Origin of the sequence: Pontibacter akesuensis (assembly GCF_001611675.1) — a bacterium.
GTDB classification, from domain to species: domain Bacteria; phylum Bacteroidota; class Bacteroidia; order Cytophagales; family Hymenobacteraceae; genus Pontibacter; species Pontibacter akesuensis.
In genome coordinates this window covers 158,317-175,979 of the sequence record NZ_CP014766.1, presented here as the reverse complement: position 1 = coordinate 175,979, position 17,663 = coordinate 158,317, and the positions used below count along the sequence as shown (strand labels likewise).

The following is a 17,663-nucleotide window of genomic DNA, read 5'->3' as shown; positions in this document are numbered from 1 at the left end:
CAAGTATAAATACGTAGAATATGCGGTGGAAAATTAAATTACACTTTCTACACTGGATTTTATACCTTTGCTATACTAGCGCGCGAAACGGGAGGAGCCTGTTTGCGTAAAAAACAGTAGCACTTACGCTTATGCTATACGTGGTGGCACGTTGATCTTTATACTTGCCGCCGCACTGGAAAAGAACTAAATAATTTTACATATTTGGCAAAAAGAACGGTTATGCACGCCATAACCGTTCTTTTTGTTTTTTGTGTTTCAAAACGTGAAAATCATACAATGAGCAACATTAGTTATTACACTGCTGAAGGGCTGAAAAAGCTGAAAGAAGAGTTAGCAGAGCTCAAGACCAAGGGTCGCTCTGAAGTAGCGCGCCAACTGGCCGAAGCCCGCGACAAAGGTGACCTAAGTGAGAATGCTGAGTACGATGCAGCCAAGGACGCTCAGGGCCACCTGGAACTAAAGATCTCGAAGCTGGAGGAAGTGGTAGGCAATGCCCGCCTGATAGACGAGACGAACCTGGATAGCAGCAAGGCCCTGATCCTCTCAAAGGTGAAAATCAAGAACCTGAAGAATAACATGGTGATGGACTATGTGCTGGTGGCAGAGGAAGAGGCAAACCTTGCGGCAGGAAAAATCTCCGTGAAATCACCAATCGGGAAAGGCCTGCTGGGCAAATCCGTAGGCGATGTAGCCGAGATAACGGTGCCCGCCGGAAAACTAGAGTTTGAAATTTTGGAAATCAGCCGCTAAAACCATGGAAGCTTCGATATTCACTAAGATTGTTAACGGGGAGATACCTGCCTACAAAATAGCAGAGGATGACCGCTACCTTGCCTTCCTGGACGTGTTTCCCACCACCAAAGGCCATACGTTAGTTATACCGAAGCAGCAGATCGATTACCTCTTCGACCTGGACGACGACCTGTACCTGGGCCTGATGGCCTTTTCCAAAAAGGTAGCCGCCGCCGTGGAGAAAGCCGTGCCGTGCAAGCGCATTGGCGTGGCCGTGGTAGGCATTGAGGTGCCCCATGCACACGTGCACCTGATCCCGCTCAACAGCATGCAGGACATGAACTTCGCCAACAAACAGAAGTTTAGCAAAAAAGAGTTTGAGGCCGTAGCCGAAAAAATCAGAGAAGCCTATCAGGCCGATTAACCTATCTGGAAAAAGACAAAACAGGCAGGGCCGGCAAGTATACTGCCGGCCCTGCCTGTTTCAGTTTCTGGCACAAGTGTCCGCTTGTGCCGACGTGCAGGATCAATTCTCCAAATTTATTACTATAAGTAAATATTTAGTATTGGGTATTTATTCCTAGCGGGAGTATTCTGCAGAAGTATAAACATCCCCCTACCCCCTTCAAAGGGGGACTTAGCCTAAGTTGCATCCCTACAGTCTTAGTTAGCTGAATTGTTTCCAGTCCTTGGGTTGAGCGCCTTTGGAGTTTTTCGGTCCCGCGTGAGCGGGATTGCGATGCGCCAGCGAGCAAAGAAAAGGTCCCAGCGCGATACCCTTATCGAGGGCTCCTACCCCCAAGACGGGGCCTCGCGGCCGTGAGCGCTCCAAAGCCAAAGGTGAAACAGTGGGTATTTGGGAACTGGAGGGTGAACGGCGGCTAGAAAATATAGCTTGTCTAAAGTTGCAATAAGCAGCGGCTATGGTACTTTAAACTGCACAAAGTCCGAGCGGTTGAAGTCACAAGCGAACGTTTGCGCCAGAAATAGAGCAGATGCGCAAGCTACTTCCCCGCCAGCCTGTCCGGATTATCCGTAACGAAGCTCTTCCATGATTTGCCGCCTTGCTTGGCATTGTTGCCTTTCTGGTAGTGGTGGCAAAGAGCCACACCAAGCGCATCTGTCGCATCGAGTAGCTTGGGAGCTTCTTTTATATTGAGGATCTGCATCAGCATGCTGGCCACCTGCTCTTTGGAAGCGTTGCCGTTGCCTGTGATAGACTGTTTGATCTTTTTAGGCGCATACTCCACATAAGGAATATCACGGGAGAGGGCAGCGGCAATGGCTACTCCCTGCGCGCGGCCTAATTTGAGCATACTCTGCACATTCACACCAAAGAAAGGAGACTCAATGGCCAGCTCGTCGGGAAGGTACTCGTCGATGAGCTGTATCATGCGGTCAAAAATTTTCTTTAACTTGATGGCGTGATTACTGTAGCTTTTGAGGTTGATGACGCCGTATTGCAGCAATTGGACCTTCGTTCCAGTCACTTCAATAAGGCCATAGCCCATAATCTGTGTACCGGGGTCGATGCCAAGAATTAATTTGTTGGGCGGAAGTGCGGAAGAGTAAACCATTGGAGTGCAAATTTAGACATTATCTTGAACATCAAACCAAACAAAAAAATCCTTTTGCTGCTCGGCAAAGGGGCGGTGGTGGGGCTGACCCTGTTTCTGCTGTACCAGGCTATTTTTACCGCGCCCGATGCTTTTTTAAGCTGGGGAGGAATTCTGCGCCGGGCCCTTGAAAGCCCGCTGCGCTTCCTGTTTATACTTACCGCCCTGCTGATTCCCCTCAACTGGGGCTTTGAGGCGCGCAAGTGGCAGCTGCTGGGTCAAAAACTGGAGCCTATTTCCTTCTTAAGGGCCTATAGGGCCGTGATGGTGGGCCTTACCTTGGGCTTCATCACCCCGAACCGCCTCGGCGACTATGCCGGCCGTGTGCTGGAGCTGAAAAGCCGGCAGCGGCTGGAGGCCGTTGGTGCCATCTTCATCGGGAGGTTCTGCCAGCTGGTGGCCACCGTGCTTGCAGGCTCATCCGGCTTCCTGTACTTCATCTTCGTGTTTGGCTGGCAAGCGTATCCCGGCGTGGCGTTAAGCCTGCTGGTACTGCTGGCTGCGCTCTCTGTAGCAATGCTGCTGCTGCTCTACAATGCGAAGGCGATGGTGGCGGTAGTGGCGGCCGTTAAACCGTTGCGGTCCTTTGTTCCCTATGTCTCCATCATGGGGCGCTATACTTCGGTAGAAATGACGCGGCTGCTGTGGCTCTCGCTGGGGCGCTATGCCGTGTTCCTGCTACAGTTTATACTTCTCTTGGTTTTGTTCGATGTGCGCCTTAGCCCGGTGCAGTACCTCAGCGGCGTGTCCGGCACCTTCTTCCTTAAATCGGTGGTGCCGTCGGTGAGCTTGCTGTCTGATTTGGGGGTGCGGGAGCTGTCAGCCATGTACTTGTTTGGCTTGCTGGGGCAGGAGCGCCTGCAGGTGCTAAGTGCCAGCCTAAGCCTTTGGCTGCTCAATATTGCGGTGCCCAGTGTAGTGGGGCTGTTCTTCGTGTTGCGCCTTCGCCTTATCCGAAAGGGAGTGGCCGCGTGAGCTGGTTGCTGGCCGGCTCGATCTTTTGGTACGCCTGGGTGATTCTTCGCCGCTGGCTGGCCTGGTACAAGCTGCCTGATACGGCTACGCCTGCTCTCTATCAACCTTCAATTAAAATTTCAGTCATCATACCTGTTCGTAATGAGTATGAGCAAATTATGTACTTAATGCGTGACCTGGAGCAGCAGCATTTTCCACAGGAACTGCTGGAGGTAATCGTGGTGGATGATCACTCCACAGACAACACCAAAGAACAGGTACAGCAGTTTATACGTGCAACAGGTTTATCCGTGAAGCTTCTGCAGTTGCAGGATTATGTTAAACAAGAAGGAAAGAAAGCCGCCGTGCAATTGGGGGTGGAACAGGCGCAGGGGCAGCTACTGGTGTTTACGGATGGGGACTGCCGGGTAGGGCCGGAGTGGCTGCGGGAGTACGCTCACCTGTATGAGACGGAGCAGCCATACTTCATCAGCGGCCCCGTTTGCTTTCATCCTACGCCCACCCATTTCGAGCGGATGCAGTTGGTGGAGTTTGCCTCCCTGGTCGGGGTGGGTGGGGCCTCCATCGCCCTGCATAAGCCAAACATGTGCAATGGCGCCAACCTGGCTTACACCAAAGAAATATTTAAGGAGGTGGGAGGCTTTACGGGCAACGAAAGCATTGCCTCCGGCGATGATGAGTTCCTGCTGCACAAGGTGCACAAGGCCTTCCCGGGTCGCGTCAGGTTTCTGAAATCAAGTAAAGCTATTGTTTATACTGAAGCGCGTAAGTCGCTGAATTCCTTTGTGCAGCAGCGGGTAAGGTGGGCGAGCAAGTGGAAGTCGTATCAGAGCCTGCAGGTGCAACTGGTAGCGGTGTGCGTGTTCCTGGTGAACTTCCTGCTGTTCCTGGCCATTCCGCTGGTTATATGGGGCGACATGTCCCTGAAAGTCTTTTTATGCGGATATGTTGCCAAGTTTGCCATCGATTGCTTATTTTTAAATTCTATACTTGGCTTCATGGGCAAAAAGCAGTTCTTATGGTACGCTTTGCCGCTGCAGCTGGTGTACATACCGTACGTGGTTTTTACAGCTGTTCTAGGCCTTTTTGGCCGCTACAGCTGGAAAGGCCGGACCATCAGAACCCCATGACAGAAAACGAATTTGACGTACTAGACGAGCTATACTTCGTCACCTCCTACCCGGATTTGAAAAGCACCCTGTCGCTGACGGATGAGGAGCTGTGTGCGGCATTGCAGGCGTTGATCAAGCGCGGCTATGTCAAGATTCTTTACCCCGACCAGGATACTGAGCACGAGTATGAGGAGGGGAGCTTCGGCCAACACTGCCACGCTTATTTCTACCTGGCCACCAAAGCGGGGTTAGTGGTGCATAATTCTATCTAAATGGCGACAATCACCAAAGCCGCGCCAGTGTCGCGTCCGCCTTCCTACTACATTCGGCAGCGCCTGCTGCAGAACAAGCCTGCTATGATTGGTCTGGTGGTTATTGTGGTGGCTGTGCTGGTGGCTATACTTGGTTACCTGATCATGCCTGATAACACGCCCAATGCGAACAACGGGTTGGTGCAGATACAGAAAAAGCAACCCGGTTTTGCCACACAGGTACTGCGCGTGCCTACAGCCGTGGGTGAGGCAGAGGAGGTGAGCCCGCTGGAACTGATGCTATTCGGGCAGCCGGCCGGTTACCTGGAGGTGCCGATCGAAAGCTTTTCGTTTAGGGGCGATAGTTTGGTGGTGCAGCCACTGCGCAGCAACAACGCCCAGGCCGATCAGGAGCGGGTGTTCGACTTAAAGTTGTTTTCCGGTGATGCTGCTGAAGGGGCTGATAAAGAAACAATTGAAGCAAGAATAGAGCAAGACTATTTGTCCGAAAGAACTTTCCTTTTAGGAACTGATAAAGCCGGCCGCGATGTATTGAGCAGGCTTATACTTGGTACACGCATCTCTCTTGGAATTGGGTTTGTGGCGGTGCTGATCTCCCTCGTCATCGGCGTACTGATCGGAGCGACGGGAGGCTATTTTGGGGGATGGGTGGACAAGCTCATGCTCTTCCTGATGACGGTGGTTTGGTCGGTGCCGGGCATTATGCTCGTAATCGCCATCAGCCTGGCCATCGACAGCAAAGGCGTGTGGGTGGCTTTCGTGGCGGTGGGGCTTACCATGTGGGTGGAGGTAGCGCGCGTGGTGCGGGGCCAGATCTTAAGTTTGAAGGAGAAAACCTATGTGGAGGCAGCCCAGGTGCTGGGTGTGCCGCAGTATAAAATGATTTTTCGGCACCTGCTGCCAAACATGACGGGACCTTTGATAGTTATTGCCACAGCAAATTTTGCCTCGGCCATACTTATCGAGGCGGGCCTAAGTTTCCTGGGCCTGGGCGTGCAGCCACCTGCGCCTTCGTGGGGCATGATGGTGAATGAGGGCTTCCAGTTGATAGGTGCCAAAGCTGGCCTTTTTTTAGTAGTTTTACCTAGTATTTGTATCAGTTTGCTGGTGCTGGCCTTCAACCTGCTTGGCAATGGCCTGCGCGATGCTTACGATCCTAAAATTCCGATATCAAATGCCTGATATACCTTTACCGAATCCGCAGCAGGAGTTGAACCTGAAGAAGCTGGAGTTAACTGCTTTGCTTGAGATAACTCAGGCCATTAACGCGAACCTGCCAGAGAACGCCCTGTACAAGATTTACCGGTTTACGCTGCTTGCCCAGTTGCAGATCCGGCAGCTGGTGCTGTACGTGCACGACGGGGACTGGGCCTGCATGGTTAACTCCTCAGGTACCGAGCACGATTTCAACAAGCTGACGCTGCCCAAAGAGATGCTGCAGGTAAAGGAAATCACGAAGATTTCGAAACTGAAGGTTGATAAGAAGTGGCGCTGCTTTGACATCGTGATTCCGGTGCTGCACAACAATAAGGTGCTGGCCTTTGTGCTGATTGGCAAGCTGCAGAACTACTATAACAACCTCGATGCGCTGAACTTTGTGCAGACGATCAGTAACATTATGCTGGTGGCCATCGAGAACCACAAGATGGCGCGACAGCGACTGGCGCAGGAATCCATTCGACGCGAGATAGAGATTGCGCGCGAGGTGCAGAGCATGCTGTTTCCAAAGAGCCTGCCCAACGACAGGGACGTAACCATTCACGCCAGCTACATTCCGCACTCCTCCATCGGGGGCGACTACTACGATTTCATCGAGATAGATGCCGACCAGTTCCTGTTCTGCGTGGCAGACGTGTCGGGCAAGGGAGTACCAGCCTCTTTGCTGATGTCGAACTTCCAGGCGGGGCTTCGAACCATACTTCGACAGACCTCAGATTTGAACACGGTGGTTTCGGAACTTAACAACCTGATTTACCGGAACGCGATCGCCGAGAAGTTTATTACCACCTTTGTGGCCATTTACAACCGCAAAAGCAGGGAGCTTACCTATGTGAATGCCGGCCATAACGCCCCGATCCTGCTGTACGAAGACAACTCTCATTACCTGCTGAACGACGGCTGCACCATGCTGGGCGTGTTTGACGTGCTGCCGTTTATGAATGTGGGGCGCGTGCATGTGCCGGAGGGTTCGGTGGTGCTGTGCTATACTGATGGCCTGACCGAGGTTTTTGACGAGGACGAGGCGGAGTACGGCATTGAGGGCACCATTGATTTCCTGCAGCGTAACCGCTTCCTGAGCTCTAAAATGCTGCACCTGCAACTGCTCCGCGAGATCAACCTTTACAACGACGAGGCCTCCTTCAACGACGACATTACGCTGCTGTCCTGCCGGTTTAAATAAATTTTATTGTTGAGTTGCTGGATTGCTGAATTGTTGATCAGTAATAGTGCAATTAAAGTAATGAAATTACTCAATTAGGTCAGCAATCAAACAACTAAACCATCAACAATTAAAAAAATTGCTCCGCCTTTACAAAACGCCCTGGTTGCTCAAAAAGCTGATGCCCCGGTATACGTGGCATAGGGAGGTGCAGGGCAAGCAACTGTTTCTTACGTTTGATGACGGGCCAATTCCGGAGGTGACGCCCTGGGTTCTTGAGCAATTGCGCAAGTATGGGGCAAAGGCGACGTTCTTCTGCGTGGGAGACAACCTGTACAAGCACCCGGAGATTGCGAATGGATTAGTTGCAGAGGGCCATTTGCTGGCAAACCATACGTACCACCACCTGAAGGGCTGGAACACTGCCATGCAGCCATACCTGGACAATACCCAGCGATGCCAGCAGGAGGTGGAAAAGCTGCAGCAGGCTAACCGAAAGTTGTTCCGGCCACCGTACGGGCGCATCACAAGGGCACAGGGCCGGCAACTGCAACCCAATTACGAGATTATCATGTGGGATGTGCTCACCAACGATTACGACCAAAGCCTCTCACCCGAAACTTGCCTGCGCAAGTCAATTAAGTATACCCAAAGCGGCAGCATTATCGTATTTCACGACAGCCTGAAAGCTAAACGAAACATGATGTATGCCCTGCCGCGTTTTTTAGAGCACTTCAACAGGCTGGGCTATACTTTTGAGACTCTATGATTGTATCGGTAGCCTATTTTATACTTTACTTCACCCTTTTTTTTGTTTTGCTTGCCCTGCTTCTCTTCAACAGGAAACAATATGCCGCATCTCTGACAGACTTTCCGCCTGTAAGTATACTTATAGCCGCCCGAAACGAGGAGCATACTGTCTTACGCTGCCTGCAGGCGTTGGAGCAGCTAAATTACCCTAAAGACAAGATTGAGGTGCTGATCGGCGACGATGCCTCCACCGACAACACCCGTGCGGTGATCGACGCGTTTATCAGCGACAAGCCGAACCATACCTGTATCACCATCACCCATACGTTAGGCAAGGCAAAGGGCAAAGCCAATGTGCTGGCGCACCTGGCCAAACTTGCCACCACCAACTATTTCTTTTACACTGATGCCGACATTGCTGTGCCGCCGCAATGGATCGAAACTATGCTGGCCGGGTTGGAGAACGAGAAAATAGGAGTGGTAACGGGCATCACCACCACGGCCGGAAAAGGCTTTTTCGCCAAACTCCTGGCGCTGGACTGGCTGTATGCGCTGGGGCTGATACAGGTGGTGTCGGACCTGAACCTGCGCGTGACAACCATGGGGAATAATATGCTGCTGCGCCGGCGGGCCTATGAGGAGGTGGGGGGGTACGAAGGCATTGACTTCTCCATTACCGAGGATATCGCCATTTTTAACCAGGTACTGAAGCGCGGTTGGGGCTTCCGGAACATATACAGTAAGGAGGTGCTGGCGCTTTCCACGCCCCCTGAAAATTTAAAATCTTACCTGGACCAGCGCAGGCGCTGGATGCGCGGCTCCATGCACTTGCCCTTTTACATGGCCATCATCTTCATTCTGCACTCGGCTTATTACCCCGTGCTGCTTCCATTTTTTGCCTATACTTCGGTGGGGGTGATGCTGGCTATTTTTACATTCAAACTGGTGCTGCAGAGTTTATTTCTGCGCATCTGCCTGCGACGCGTTGGCCGCACCACTGCCTGGTGGATGTACCCGCTGTTCGAATTGTACCTGGTTGTTTCCTCCATCATACTTATCGTGTACTTCTTCCTGCCAATAAAAACGAACTGGAAAGGGAGGAAGTATTAGCAGTTGAAGGTTGGGGACTGAGAGAGTTAGAAAGTACAAAGATGTCTCTTGCCTGACCGTTTCAGCTGGCAGCGGATAAATTCCTAACTTGCGGCTCTAAAATGAGGTGGCACTGCATTGATCTATTCAATGCTAAAAAAAAGTATACATGAACTTGATTGATTCGCACGCACATATTTATTCAGAAAAGTTTAACGCTGACCGTGCCGAGGCGGTGGAGCGGGCACAGCAGGAGGGGGTAAGCAGAATATACATGCCCAACATCGACCATACTTCTATTGATGCCATGTTGGAGGCCGAGGTGAAGTACCCGGGCCAGTGTATCCCCATGATGGGCCTGCACCCGACTTCCGTAGAAAAGGGATTTGAGAAGGAGCTATACTTGGTGGAGGAGTGGCTAGGCAAACATTCGTTTGCGGCCGTGGGCGAGTGTGGCATAGACCTTTACTGGGATAAATCCTTCCTACCGCAGCAGCAGGAGGCTCTTAAGGTGCAGGTGGAACTGGCTAAGAAGTATAAACTGCCCATCGTGCTTCACACCCGCGATTCGTTTGAAGAAACCTACGAGATTATCTCTGCCGCGCAGGATGGCACGCTGAAAGGGATTTTCCACTGCTTCAGCGGCACGCTCGAGGAAGCCGAGAAAGTAAAAAAGCTAGGTTTCCTGATGGGCATTGGCGGCGTGGCAACCTTTAAGAATGGCGGCATGGACAAAGTGATTCCGCACCTGCAACCCGAGGACCTGGTGCTGGAAACGGATTGCCCTTACCTGGCACCTGCCCCGCACCGTGGCAAACGCAACGAGCCCGTGTACCTGCCCCTGATTGCGCAACGCGTGGCCGACCTGCTGGAGAAGCCGCTGCAGGAAATAGCTGAGCAGACTACTGTAAACGCGCTGAACCTCTTTAAGCTGTAGGTATGGATTTTGTGAAAGTAGACATCGACACCGCCGCACCCGAAAATCCAGAGGCGTCCATCCTGATTATATACACAGGTGGCACCATTGGGATGGTGTTTGATGAGGAAAATAAGCACCTGGTGCCCTTTAACTTCAGCCAGATTATTGAGAAGGTGCCGGAGCTGAGGCAGTTTAACTTCCTGCTCACGGTGGTGAGCCTGGAGCCCGCTATCGACTCCTCTAACGTAACGATTGCAGATTGGCACCAGCTGGCGCGCCTTGTAGAGGAAAACTACAGCTACTACGATGGCTTTGTGATTCTGCACGGCACCGACACCATGGCCTACAGTGCCTCTGCTTTAAGTTATATGCTGGAGAACCTGCAAAAGCCTGTCATCTTTACGGGGGCGCAGGTGCCTATTGGGCGTGTACGGACAGATGCACGGGAAAATTTAATCTCGGCCCTGCAGATTGCGGCCACGAAAATAAATGGTAAAAGCGCGGTGCCAGAAGTGTGCATCTACTTCCATAACCTGCTGCTGCGTGGCAACAGGGCCAAAAAAGTAGAAAGCAGCCAGTATAACGCTTTTAAGTCAGAAAATTACCCGCCGCTGGCAAAGGCAGGAGTGAATATAGACTACTTCTGGAGCGCCGTCGGAAAGCATACGGATTACCCGTTCCGCGTCCACTACCAATTCGATGATAGGGTGGCCATCCTGAAGCTTTTCCCCGGCATTACACCCTCCATGGTGAGAAGTATAGTCGAGGCACCGGAAATAAGAGGCCTGGTGCTGGAAACTTTTGGTGCAGGAAACGCTCCGACAGCGCCCTGGCTTCTTGAATTATTGGGCGGTGCTATCCGGCGCGATGTGCTGATCCTGAATGTGTCGCAGTGCGATGAGGGCCGTGTGCGCCAGGGGAACTACGAAACCAGCCGCTACCTGCTGGAACTGGGCGTGATTGGCGGGGCAGACATCACCACAGAGGCTGCCATCACGAAGCTGATGTATGTGCTGGGGCAGGGCCTGCCGTATCAGGAAAGCGTTTTGCTGCTGGAACAGAACCTGCGCGGTGAAATAACCATAGAAGTATAAGGTGCCATACTTGCAGATGTAAACCAGAATAACGTATATTTGCACCATCAAAGAGAGTTGTCCGAGTGGTTGAAGGAGCACGCCTGGAAAGTGTGTATACCTCAAAAGGGTATCGAGGGTTCGAATCCCTCACTCTCTGCAAAAAGGCCTTGTACATATGGTACAAGGCCTTTTTATCTTTCAAAAGTGAGGCTACTCAGGAAAGATTTCTGTCTGCAGTTCTCCCCACGCGCGTTACCTGCGTTTTCTTTTTTGTTTCCCTTATCAGCAGAAGCAGCACAGGATTTACCGCTGCTGTTCCTCTAGCGCCATACCCTGTAGCATGTGTGCCAGAATAGGGGCGCATTTCTCGCGGCAGGCGGGGTAGTAGTGGCCGTGTTTCCAGTGTGCAGATTTAGGTGACAGTCCCCACCAGAACTCTGCCATAGATATGGGCGTCAAATTGTTTTGAAAGGCGAAGTGTAAAAGTTTTGGAGCGGCGCATTCACCGGCACCGGCTGGAGGATTCTTATGCGTCTCTTTCCTGAAAATGTGCCGCAGGCTCTTTGTTTCGCCGGCCTGATTCATGAAATGATATTGATCAAACAGTTTTCCCTGCAAGGCAATGGAGTTTGATTTGCGTAGCTGTTGCAGTCTTTTGATTCTGTTCAGGTTTTCCTCTTCTTTCAGGTCCTGAAGCGCCTTTATTTCCTGATTAATGCGGGTTAGTTCCTGCATTCCAGAATTCAGAAAGCTGCCTTCCTGCAGTGCATCAAAAACCGGCGGTACAAAGCCTGCATGATGGTACCCGCCTGCAAGTTTACCTGAGAACGCTGAAAGGTAGCCAAGTTGTCCCTTCTGCGTTCGCACTACCAGCACCCCAAACATTTTTCCAATTATATTTCCTTCCTGCCCTTGAAGTAATCCAAAATTATGTTCCCAGTCCTGCTGCTCCCTAAGGTAAGCCTGTAGCTTTTCTGCAGCCAGCAGGCTAAGCGGGTGAGGTACGTACTGAAAGGGATAGTTGAATTTAGCAGGTAAGGTGAGTGCTTTGGGTATTTCCAGAAAAGGAGTGAAAAGCGAGGTGTCAGGAAGTAGGGGCTGTGGCAAGCGTATACACTTTACGTTATTCGCGGGCAAAGGTAGGGAGAAGGAATGAATGTAGAGGCCATTCTTTAAGTCATAAAATGTGTTTCTCAAAATGAGACCTACATTCTAAGTTAAATCGGATGAACTGGAACACAAGATGTTTGCTTAGATTAACTTTAATGCAGCATTCAGGTAATAGTTGCAGATGGCTCATGAACCCAAATCAGGTTTTTTAAATGAACAACATTAGCCTGCCCAAAGCTGATATTCTACAAACGAGCAACTACTCTTTTATACTTCCATAATGAGCAAGTACAGGTAAAAGTCCATTACACAGCTAATCTAAAATTATACACTTTTTAGTATCAATTGAAATAAGAGCAGAACCTTTAACTAGTATAGGAGTATATGTATACTTGCTTGGTATAGGAGTATGAGTAGAATAGTTTGCCATAAACCAAGCATAACAGACTTGGCTTTAAGTAGTGAATTTTATTTCAAGTAAATGAAGTATGCCTCAATTAAGCTTCTTCAACAAGAGGAGCCGGTGCAAAAGGCTACTTTTCTGATTAACTAAACATCCAAAAACAGCATATGTCTGCAGCTGAAAAAGCCTGGGAGTGGAAAATAGATTCGGGAACAAGCTACTGGGGGTGGAACTTCAAAAATCTCTGGAGCTACCGTCATTTGGTGGGCAGCCTGATCCGGCGTGACTTTCTGCTGAATTACCAGCAAACTATACTTGGTCCGGTGTGGGTGTTGTTACAGCCTGTGTTAACACTGGTGACGTATGTGCTTGTTTTCGGAAAGCTGGTTGGTATTCCCACGGGCACTATTCCGCCGGTTCTGTTTTATTTCTCCGGCATAGTGCTTTGGAACTTCTTCAGCGACAGTTTTAGCGGAACGGCTTTCACCTTCAAAGACAATGCGCATATCTTCAGTAAAGTATACTTTCCGCGCATTGTTATGCCGCTATCGGTGGTAAGCACGCATTTTATCCGGTTTGCCATACAATTGCTGCTGCTGCTCTTGCTGGTGGCCTACTACTGGCTGTTCCTCGGACTAACATTTTCCTTCACCTCGTGGGTGCTGGTGCTGCCTGTGGTGGTGGCCTTTGTGGGAATGATGGGCCTGGCCCTGGGGCTTATCTCCTCTGTGCTCACGGCCAAGTACCGGGATGTTATCAACCTGGTAACACTCGGAATTCGGCTGTTCATGTTCGTAACCCCCGTTATTTATTCGGTACTGACCGTTCCGGAGGATGTGCGCTGGATTGTGCAGATTAACCCGCTGACACCGCTCTTTGAGTTGTTCCGGTTTGCCTTGTTGGGCGAAGGGGCAGTTACCGTATTGCAGTTGGGGTACAGCATGCTCTTTATCGTGATCTTGCTTGCCGGCGCCGTGCTTGTGTTCAACAAGCAGGGCGATAAATTAATAGACGTTGTGTAGCCATAAGTATAAGTATGGGAGAAGAAGTTATAAGAGTGGAGGAGTTGTCGAAACTGTACCGCCTGGGCACTATCGGCACCGGCTCACTGCGGCAGGACTTGCAGCGCTGGTGGTCTACGTCTGTATTGAAAAAGGAGAATCCTTTTTTTAAGCTGGAGAGTGAGGAGGCTATTGCCGCTAACAAGCAGTTTTTGTGGGCGCTCAAAGACATTAACTTCAGCGTGAACAAAGGCGAGGCCCTAGGCATTATCGGGAGCAACGGCTCGGGCAAGTCCACCTTGTTGAAGATTATATCCAGAATAGTAAAACCCACCAGCGGCACCGTTCACGGCAACGGCAAAGTGAGCAGCCTGCTGGAGGTGGGAACGGGTTTTCACCAGGAACTCACGGGCAGAGAGAACATCTACATCAGCGGCTACATTTTAGGGATGCGGCGAGATGAAATTAAAGCCAAATTCGATGAAATTGTCGCTTTTTCAGGTATAGAAAAGTTTATTGATACGCCCGTGAAGCGCTATTCATCGGGTATGTACGTGCGGCTGGCCTTCGCGGTAGCGGCGCACCTGGAGCCGGATATTCTGATTGTGGATGAAGTGCTAGCTGTGGGTGACGCAGATTTCCAGAAGAAATGCCTGGGAAAAATGAGGGAGGTGTCGCAGGCTGATGGTAGAACCATTTTGTTTGTGAGCCACAGCATGCAGGCCATTAACAACCTCTGTGACAGGGCCATTTGGTTACAGAGGGGCAAACTCATGGAGAACGGAGATGTAGCCACTGTGGTGAACAAGTACATTGCCGGAGTGCAGAAGTACAGGCTGAAGCAAAGTTGGGAATCGCCGGCACAGGCGCCAGGCAATGAGAAGGTGCGTTTCAAATCAGTGGAGCTTGTCCCGCACCTCGAAAACCCAGGAGACATTCTGGACATTCGTGTGCCACTTACGGTGAAGTTCCAACTATGGAACATGAGCGATGATGTTCTGCTAAGCACCAGCCTTGTTCTTTTTTCCTATACCGGCGAATGCATATTTGATCTCCCGTCAGCCGCAAAACTGTTTGATAAGGGGTTGATAGAGGGAGAGGTTACTATTCCCGGCAACTTCCTGAACGATGGCTCTTATTTTATCACCCTGGTTGCCTCCAGAGATAATTCCATTCCCCTATTTGAGTTCGAGGAGTGCCTGGCCTTTGATTTGGAAGATTACCGGGGCGATATCAAATGGTTTGGGAAATGGTGGGGAGCCGTTCGGCCGCAGTTGCCTTTCCGCCTGACTCAGAAATCAGACCTGGTACTTCATTAGGTTGTCTTTATACTTCTATGCCGCCTGTTTTACCCTACCATATCACCCACCTACACTTGCACGATGTGAAAAGCATGCCTGTGCCTGGCGTGCAGCAGCAGGGTGCGTACCTGGTTTTCTGGTGGAAGGAGTTTGCCTTAGGGCACCTTTTCATCGCACCAGGGGAGGCACAAATAGAAGCCGAATTCTACAAAAAAGTTACTGCCGCCATAGCGCCCGCGCTTGCTTTTTATACTTCAACTTCAGAACAGGAGCGGCCAGGTATAGCGGGAATGCAGTTTGAAGCATGGAAGGAATGGATGGAGACAGCTTTTGCCCGGTGGCAAACGGAAACTGTTCCGGAAGCCGTTCCTGTTTCTGTCGTGATCTGCACCCGCAACCGGGCAGTGCAACTTAGCCGCTGCCTGCAGCTTTTAATGCAGTCGGACTGCATTCCCGCTGAAATTGTGGTGGTAGACAATGCCCCTGCCGATGATAGCACGCAGGAGGTGGTGCGGCAACTGGAAAATGTGCGGTATGTGCCGGAACCGAGGGCGGGGCTGGACATCGCCAGAAACACGGGTGTGCTGCATGCCCGTTTTCCTCTTGTTGCGTTCATAGATGACGATGTGGTGGTGCATCCCCTGTGGGTTTACCAGGTATGGCAGGCATTCGAAGATCCCGAAGTAGCGGCCATAACCGGCCTGGTGCTTGCATCGGCTCTGGAGACCGAAGCGCAACTGATCTTTGAGAAGCATTGGAGCTTTAACCGGGGCTACACGGATAAGCAGTATGATGCTAACTTTTTTAACGCTACGCTTGCGCAGGGGCCGCCGGTGTGGCGCATAGGCGCAGGGGCGAACATGGCCTTCCGCAGAAGCATATTTGAGCGTACAGGTCTTTTCAACGAGCTGCTCGATGCCGGTGCGGCAGGCTGTAACGGCGATTCTGAAATGTGGTACAGAATTTTGGCTGAAGGCGGAAAAATTCTGTACACTCCCAGGGCCATCGTGTTTCATGAACACCGCCGGGACATGGCAGGTCTGAAAAAGCAAATCTACAGTTACATGCGCGGGCATGCCGCCGCTGCCCTGATGCAGCAGCAGCAACACCCGCAGGCTAGGTACCGTAAGCACCTGGTCAATATTTTTTTAATCAATTACAGCCGCGCCATCATCAAGGGCTTTCCTGCGTACCGTTTCCAGTACCGTACGCTCTGGAACCAGATTCTTGGAGTGTTTTCAGGGATTGCCTTTTACTACAGACACCGAAACAAAGCTAACAGGACAACAGCAAAGACCTATGCCCACAGTGCAGGATAACATAGCAGCGCCGCTGGTTTCGGTTGTAATTCCGTGCTACAACCATGGTGCGTTTCTTTGTAAGGCCATTGAGAGCGTGCAAAGGCAAACCTACCGAAACATAGAAATTCTGGTAATAGACGACGGCTCTACAGATAGCACAAAAGCCGTGGCTACAGGCTATAAAGGGGTAAGGTACCTCTACCAGCACAACCGGGGTCTGTCGGCTGCCCGAAACACTGGTATCCGGAACAGTACAGGAGCATACATCCTTTTTCTGGATGCCGACGATTGGCTGTACCCACAAGGAATAGCACACCAGGTGGCTTATCTGGAGCAGCACCGCCTGCATGCTTTCGTGTCAGGAGGCTTTGATGAAGTTTTTGTGGACGAGAACCGGGTACAGGAAGTGGTGCAGGAGGTAAACGAAAATCATTACCACAGGCTGCTACAGGGCAACTACATCGGCATGGTAGCTACAGTCCTGTTCCGTAGAAAAGCGCTGGAGGAGGTGCTCTTTGACGAAGGCCTGAAGAACTGCGAGGATTACGATGTGTTTCTGAAGATTGCGCGAAAGCATCCGGTAGGGCATCAGACACATAAGATCGCAGCCTACCGCTACCATAACTCCAACATGTCGGGAAACATCCCAGCCATGTTACAGGGGGTGCTGCATGTGCTGGACAATCACCGGAAAGAACTAAGCGCTGCCGAGGAGGAAAGGTGCAGCCGGGATGGAAGAAACGTTTTTATTAATTATTACTGCAGGGAACTATACCATAAACTGCGACACAAAAAAACTCCCATCAACCGGCAGGCGAGGCAAATGCTGCTGAAATACAAGCCTACCCTATATTTTAAATTTCTACTAACCCAGCTGCTCTTAAAATGAAGGCGTTTATCAAGAAACATGCACCTGCGTTTGGCTTACGATGGCTGCACCATAAGGTACTGCACAAGAACTATATACCGGCGGTAGGCAAAGTGGCCACCGGCGACTTCGGGGAGGTGCTCCCGTTCAGCACTGCTTTTGGCTACGACCGTGGCGGTCCGGTAGACCGGTATTACATCGAAAACTTTCTGGAGAAGGAGGCAGCAAGTATAAAAGGACGGGTTTTGGAGATTGGCGACAACGAATATACTATGCTGTACGGGGGCATCAACGTGAAGCAAAGCGATATTCTGCACATCGACGAAAGCAACAAGGCCGCATCGTTTATAGGAGACTTAAGCAATGCCCCGCACATTCCCAGTAATACTTTCGACTGCATTGTGCTGACGCAAACGCTGCACCTGATTTATGATTTTAAGGCTGCCCTGGAAACCTGTTTCCGCATCCTCAAGCCAGGAGGTGCTTTTTTGCTTACCACTCCCGGCATCACCCCCATTGATAAAGGCGAGTGGAAGGAAACATGGTACTGGAGCTTTACAGATAAAGCCGTGGAGCGCTTGCTGGCAGAGGCTTTTCCGGGTTGCGCGGCTGCTATCAACTATTTCGGGAATGTGCATGTGGCAACCGCCTTCCTATATGGCATGGGCGTGCAGGAACTCACAAAAGCGCAGCTTGATTTCTTGGACGCGCAGTATCAGGTGATTGTAACAGCGAAAGTTACCAAAGCACGTTAA

At 51.0% G+C, this 17,663-nt stretch carries 18 protein-coding genes and 1 tRNA gene; 17 read left to right on the top strand and 2 right to left on the bottom strand.

What is annotated here, in order from left to right:
* The first annotated feature begins 279 nt into the window (after nt 1-279).
* Together greA and A0W33_RS00750 are read left to right on the top strand one after the other, a co-directional pair.
* Nucleotides 280-753, top strand: a complete 474-nt coding sequence (gene greA, locus A0W33_RS00755) for a transcription elongation factor GreA (RefSeq protein WP_068836390.1) — start codon at nt 280-282, stop codon at nt 751-753.
* Between the two features lie 4 nt (nt 754-757).
* The gene (locus A0W33_RS00750) at nt 758-1,159 is read left to right on the top strand and encodes an HIT family protein (protein ID WP_068836389.1); all 402 of its coding nucleotides are present in this window, start codon (nt 758-760) and stop codon (nt 1,157-1,159) included.
* A 580-nt stretch (nt 1,160-1,739) separates the two neighbouring features.
* On the opposite strand, the gene ruvC is transcribed toward A0W33_RS00750, so the two are convergent.
* On the bottom strand, nt 1,740-2,312 hold the full coding sequence (gene ruvC / locus A0W33_RS00745) for a crossover junction endodeoxyribonuclease RuvC (RefSeq protein ID WP_068836388.1): 573 nt from the start codon (nt 2,310-2,312) through the stop codon (nt 1,740-1,742).
* Nucleotides 2,313-2,336: 24 nt separating this feature from the next.
* Here ruvC and A0W33_RS00740 point away from each other — a divergent pair, with 24 nt between their 5' ends.
* The 10 genes from A0W33_RS00740 (at nt 2,337) to A0W33_RS00695 (ending at nt 11,081) form a co-directional block, all read left to right on the top strand.
* Nucleotides 2,337-3,326: a lysylphosphatidylglycerol synthase domain-containing protein gene (locus A0W33_RS00740; RefSeq protein WP_068836387.1), complete on the top strand. Its 990-nt coding sequence runs from the start codon at nt 2,337-2,339 to the stop codon at nt 3,324-3,326.
* Between the two features lie 158 nt (nt 3,327-3,484).
* Nucleotides 3,485-4,456, top strand: coding sequence for a glycosyltransferase (locus A0W33_RS00735; protein ID WP_229802019.1), 972 nt, complete (start codon nt 3,485-3,487; stop codon nt 4,454-4,456).
* Entirely contained in the window at nt 4,453-4,710 is a 258-nt protein-coding gene (locus A0W33_RS00730; protein WP_068836385.1) for a hypothetical protein, read from the top strand. The genes A0W33_RS00735 and A0W33_RS00730 overlap by 4 nt, the downstream gene beginning before the upstream one ends.
* Complete coding sequence (locus tag A0W33_RS00725; RefSeq protein ID WP_068836384.1) at nt 4,711-5,892, top strand: ABC transporter permease; 1,182 nt, start codon at nt 4,711-4,713, stop codon at nt 5,890-5,892.
* Nucleotides 5,885-7,111 carry a PP2C family protein-serine/threonine phosphatase gene (locus A0W33_RS00720; RefSeq protein WP_068836383.1) on the top strand — a complete coding sequence of 409 codons (1,227 nt, stop codon included), beginning with the start codon at nt 5,885-5,887 and terminating at the stop codon, nt 7,109-7,111. Before A0W33_RS00725 ends, A0W33_RS00720 begins: the two co-directional genes overlap by 8 nt.
* Nucleotides 7,112-7,229: 118 nt before the next feature.
* A complete protein-coding gene (locus tag A0W33_RS00715; protein ID WP_244888611.1) occupies nt 7,230-7,859 on the top strand; it encodes a polysaccharide deacetylase family protein in 630 nt (209 codons plus the stop codon).
* Nucleotides 7,856-8,950 carry a glycosyltransferase gene (locus A0W33_RS00710; protein WP_068836382.1) on the top strand — a complete coding sequence of 365 codons (1,095 nt, stop codon included), beginning with the start codon at nt 7,856-7,858 and terminating at the stop codon, nt 8,948-8,950. The genes A0W33_RS00715 and A0W33_RS00710 overlap by 4 nt, the downstream gene beginning before the upstream one ends.
* 148 nt (nt 8,951-9,098) lie before the next feature.
* Nucleotides 9,099-9,866 (top strand): TatD family hydrolase, encoded by a 768-nt coding sequence (locus A0W33_RS00705; RefSeq protein ID WP_068836381.1) that lies wholly within the window; start codon nt 9,099-9,101, stop codon nt 9,864-9,866.
* A gap of 2 nt (nt 9,867-9,868) precedes the next feature.
* Entirely contained in the window at nt 9,869-10,942 is a 1,074-nt protein-coding gene (locus A0W33_RS00700) for an asparaginase (protein WP_068836380.1), read from the top strand.
* A gap of 51 nt (nt 10,943-10,993) precedes the next feature.
* Nucleotides 10,994-11,081 (top strand) — tRNA-Ser (locus A0W33_RS00695).
* Nucleotides 11,082-11,227: 146 nt separating this feature from the next.
* Here the strand turns inward: A0W33_RS00695 and A0W33_RS00690 are convergent.
* A complete protein-coding gene (locus A0W33_RS00690; RefSeq protein ID WP_068836379.1) occupies nt 11,228-12,031 on the bottom strand; it encodes a pseudouridylate synthase in 804 nt (267 codons plus the stop codon).
* Between the two features lie 573 nt (nt 12,032-12,604).
* Here A0W33_RS00690 and A0W33_RS00685 point away from each other — a divergent pair.
* Genes A0W33_RS00685 through A0W33_RS00665 form a run of 5 tightly spaced genes read left to right on the top strand, consistent with a single transcriptional unit; the run spans nt 12,605 to nt 17,663 of the window.
* The gene (locus A0W33_RS00685) at nt 12,605-13,459 is read left to right on the top strand and encodes an ABC transporter permease (RefSeq protein WP_068836378.1); all 855 of its coding nucleotides are present in this window, start codon (nt 12,605-12,607) and stop codon (nt 13,457-13,459) included.
* A gap of 14 nt (nt 13,460-13,473) precedes the next feature.
* On the top strand, nt 13,474-14,757 hold the full coding sequence (locus tag A0W33_RS00680) for an ABC transporter ATP-binding protein (RefSeq protein WP_068836377.1): 1,284 nt from the start codon (nt 13,474-13,476) through the stop codon (nt 14,755-14,757).
* A 17-nt stretch (nt 14,758-14,774) separates the two neighbouring features.
* Nucleotides 14,775-16,058 (top strand): glycosyltransferase, encoded by a 1,284-nt coding sequence (locus tag A0W33_RS00675; protein ID WP_068836376.1) that lies wholly within the window; start codon nt 14,775-14,777, stop codon nt 16,056-16,058.
* Nucleotides 16,039-16,929 carry a glycosyltransferase family 2 protein gene (locus tag A0W33_RS00670; RefSeq protein ID WP_068836375.1) on the top strand — a complete coding sequence of 297 codons (891 nt, stop codon included), beginning with the start codon at nt 16,039-16,041 and terminating at the stop codon, nt 16,927-16,929. The genes A0W33_RS00675 and A0W33_RS00670 overlap by 20 nt, the downstream gene beginning before the upstream one ends.
* Nucleotides 16,926-17,663, top strand: coding sequence for a class I SAM-dependent methyltransferase (locus A0W33_RS00665; RefSeq protein ID WP_068836374.1), 738 nt, complete (start codon nt 16,926-16,928; stop codon nt 17,661-17,663). Before A0W33_RS00670 ends, A0W33_RS00665 begins: the two co-directional genes overlap by 4 nt.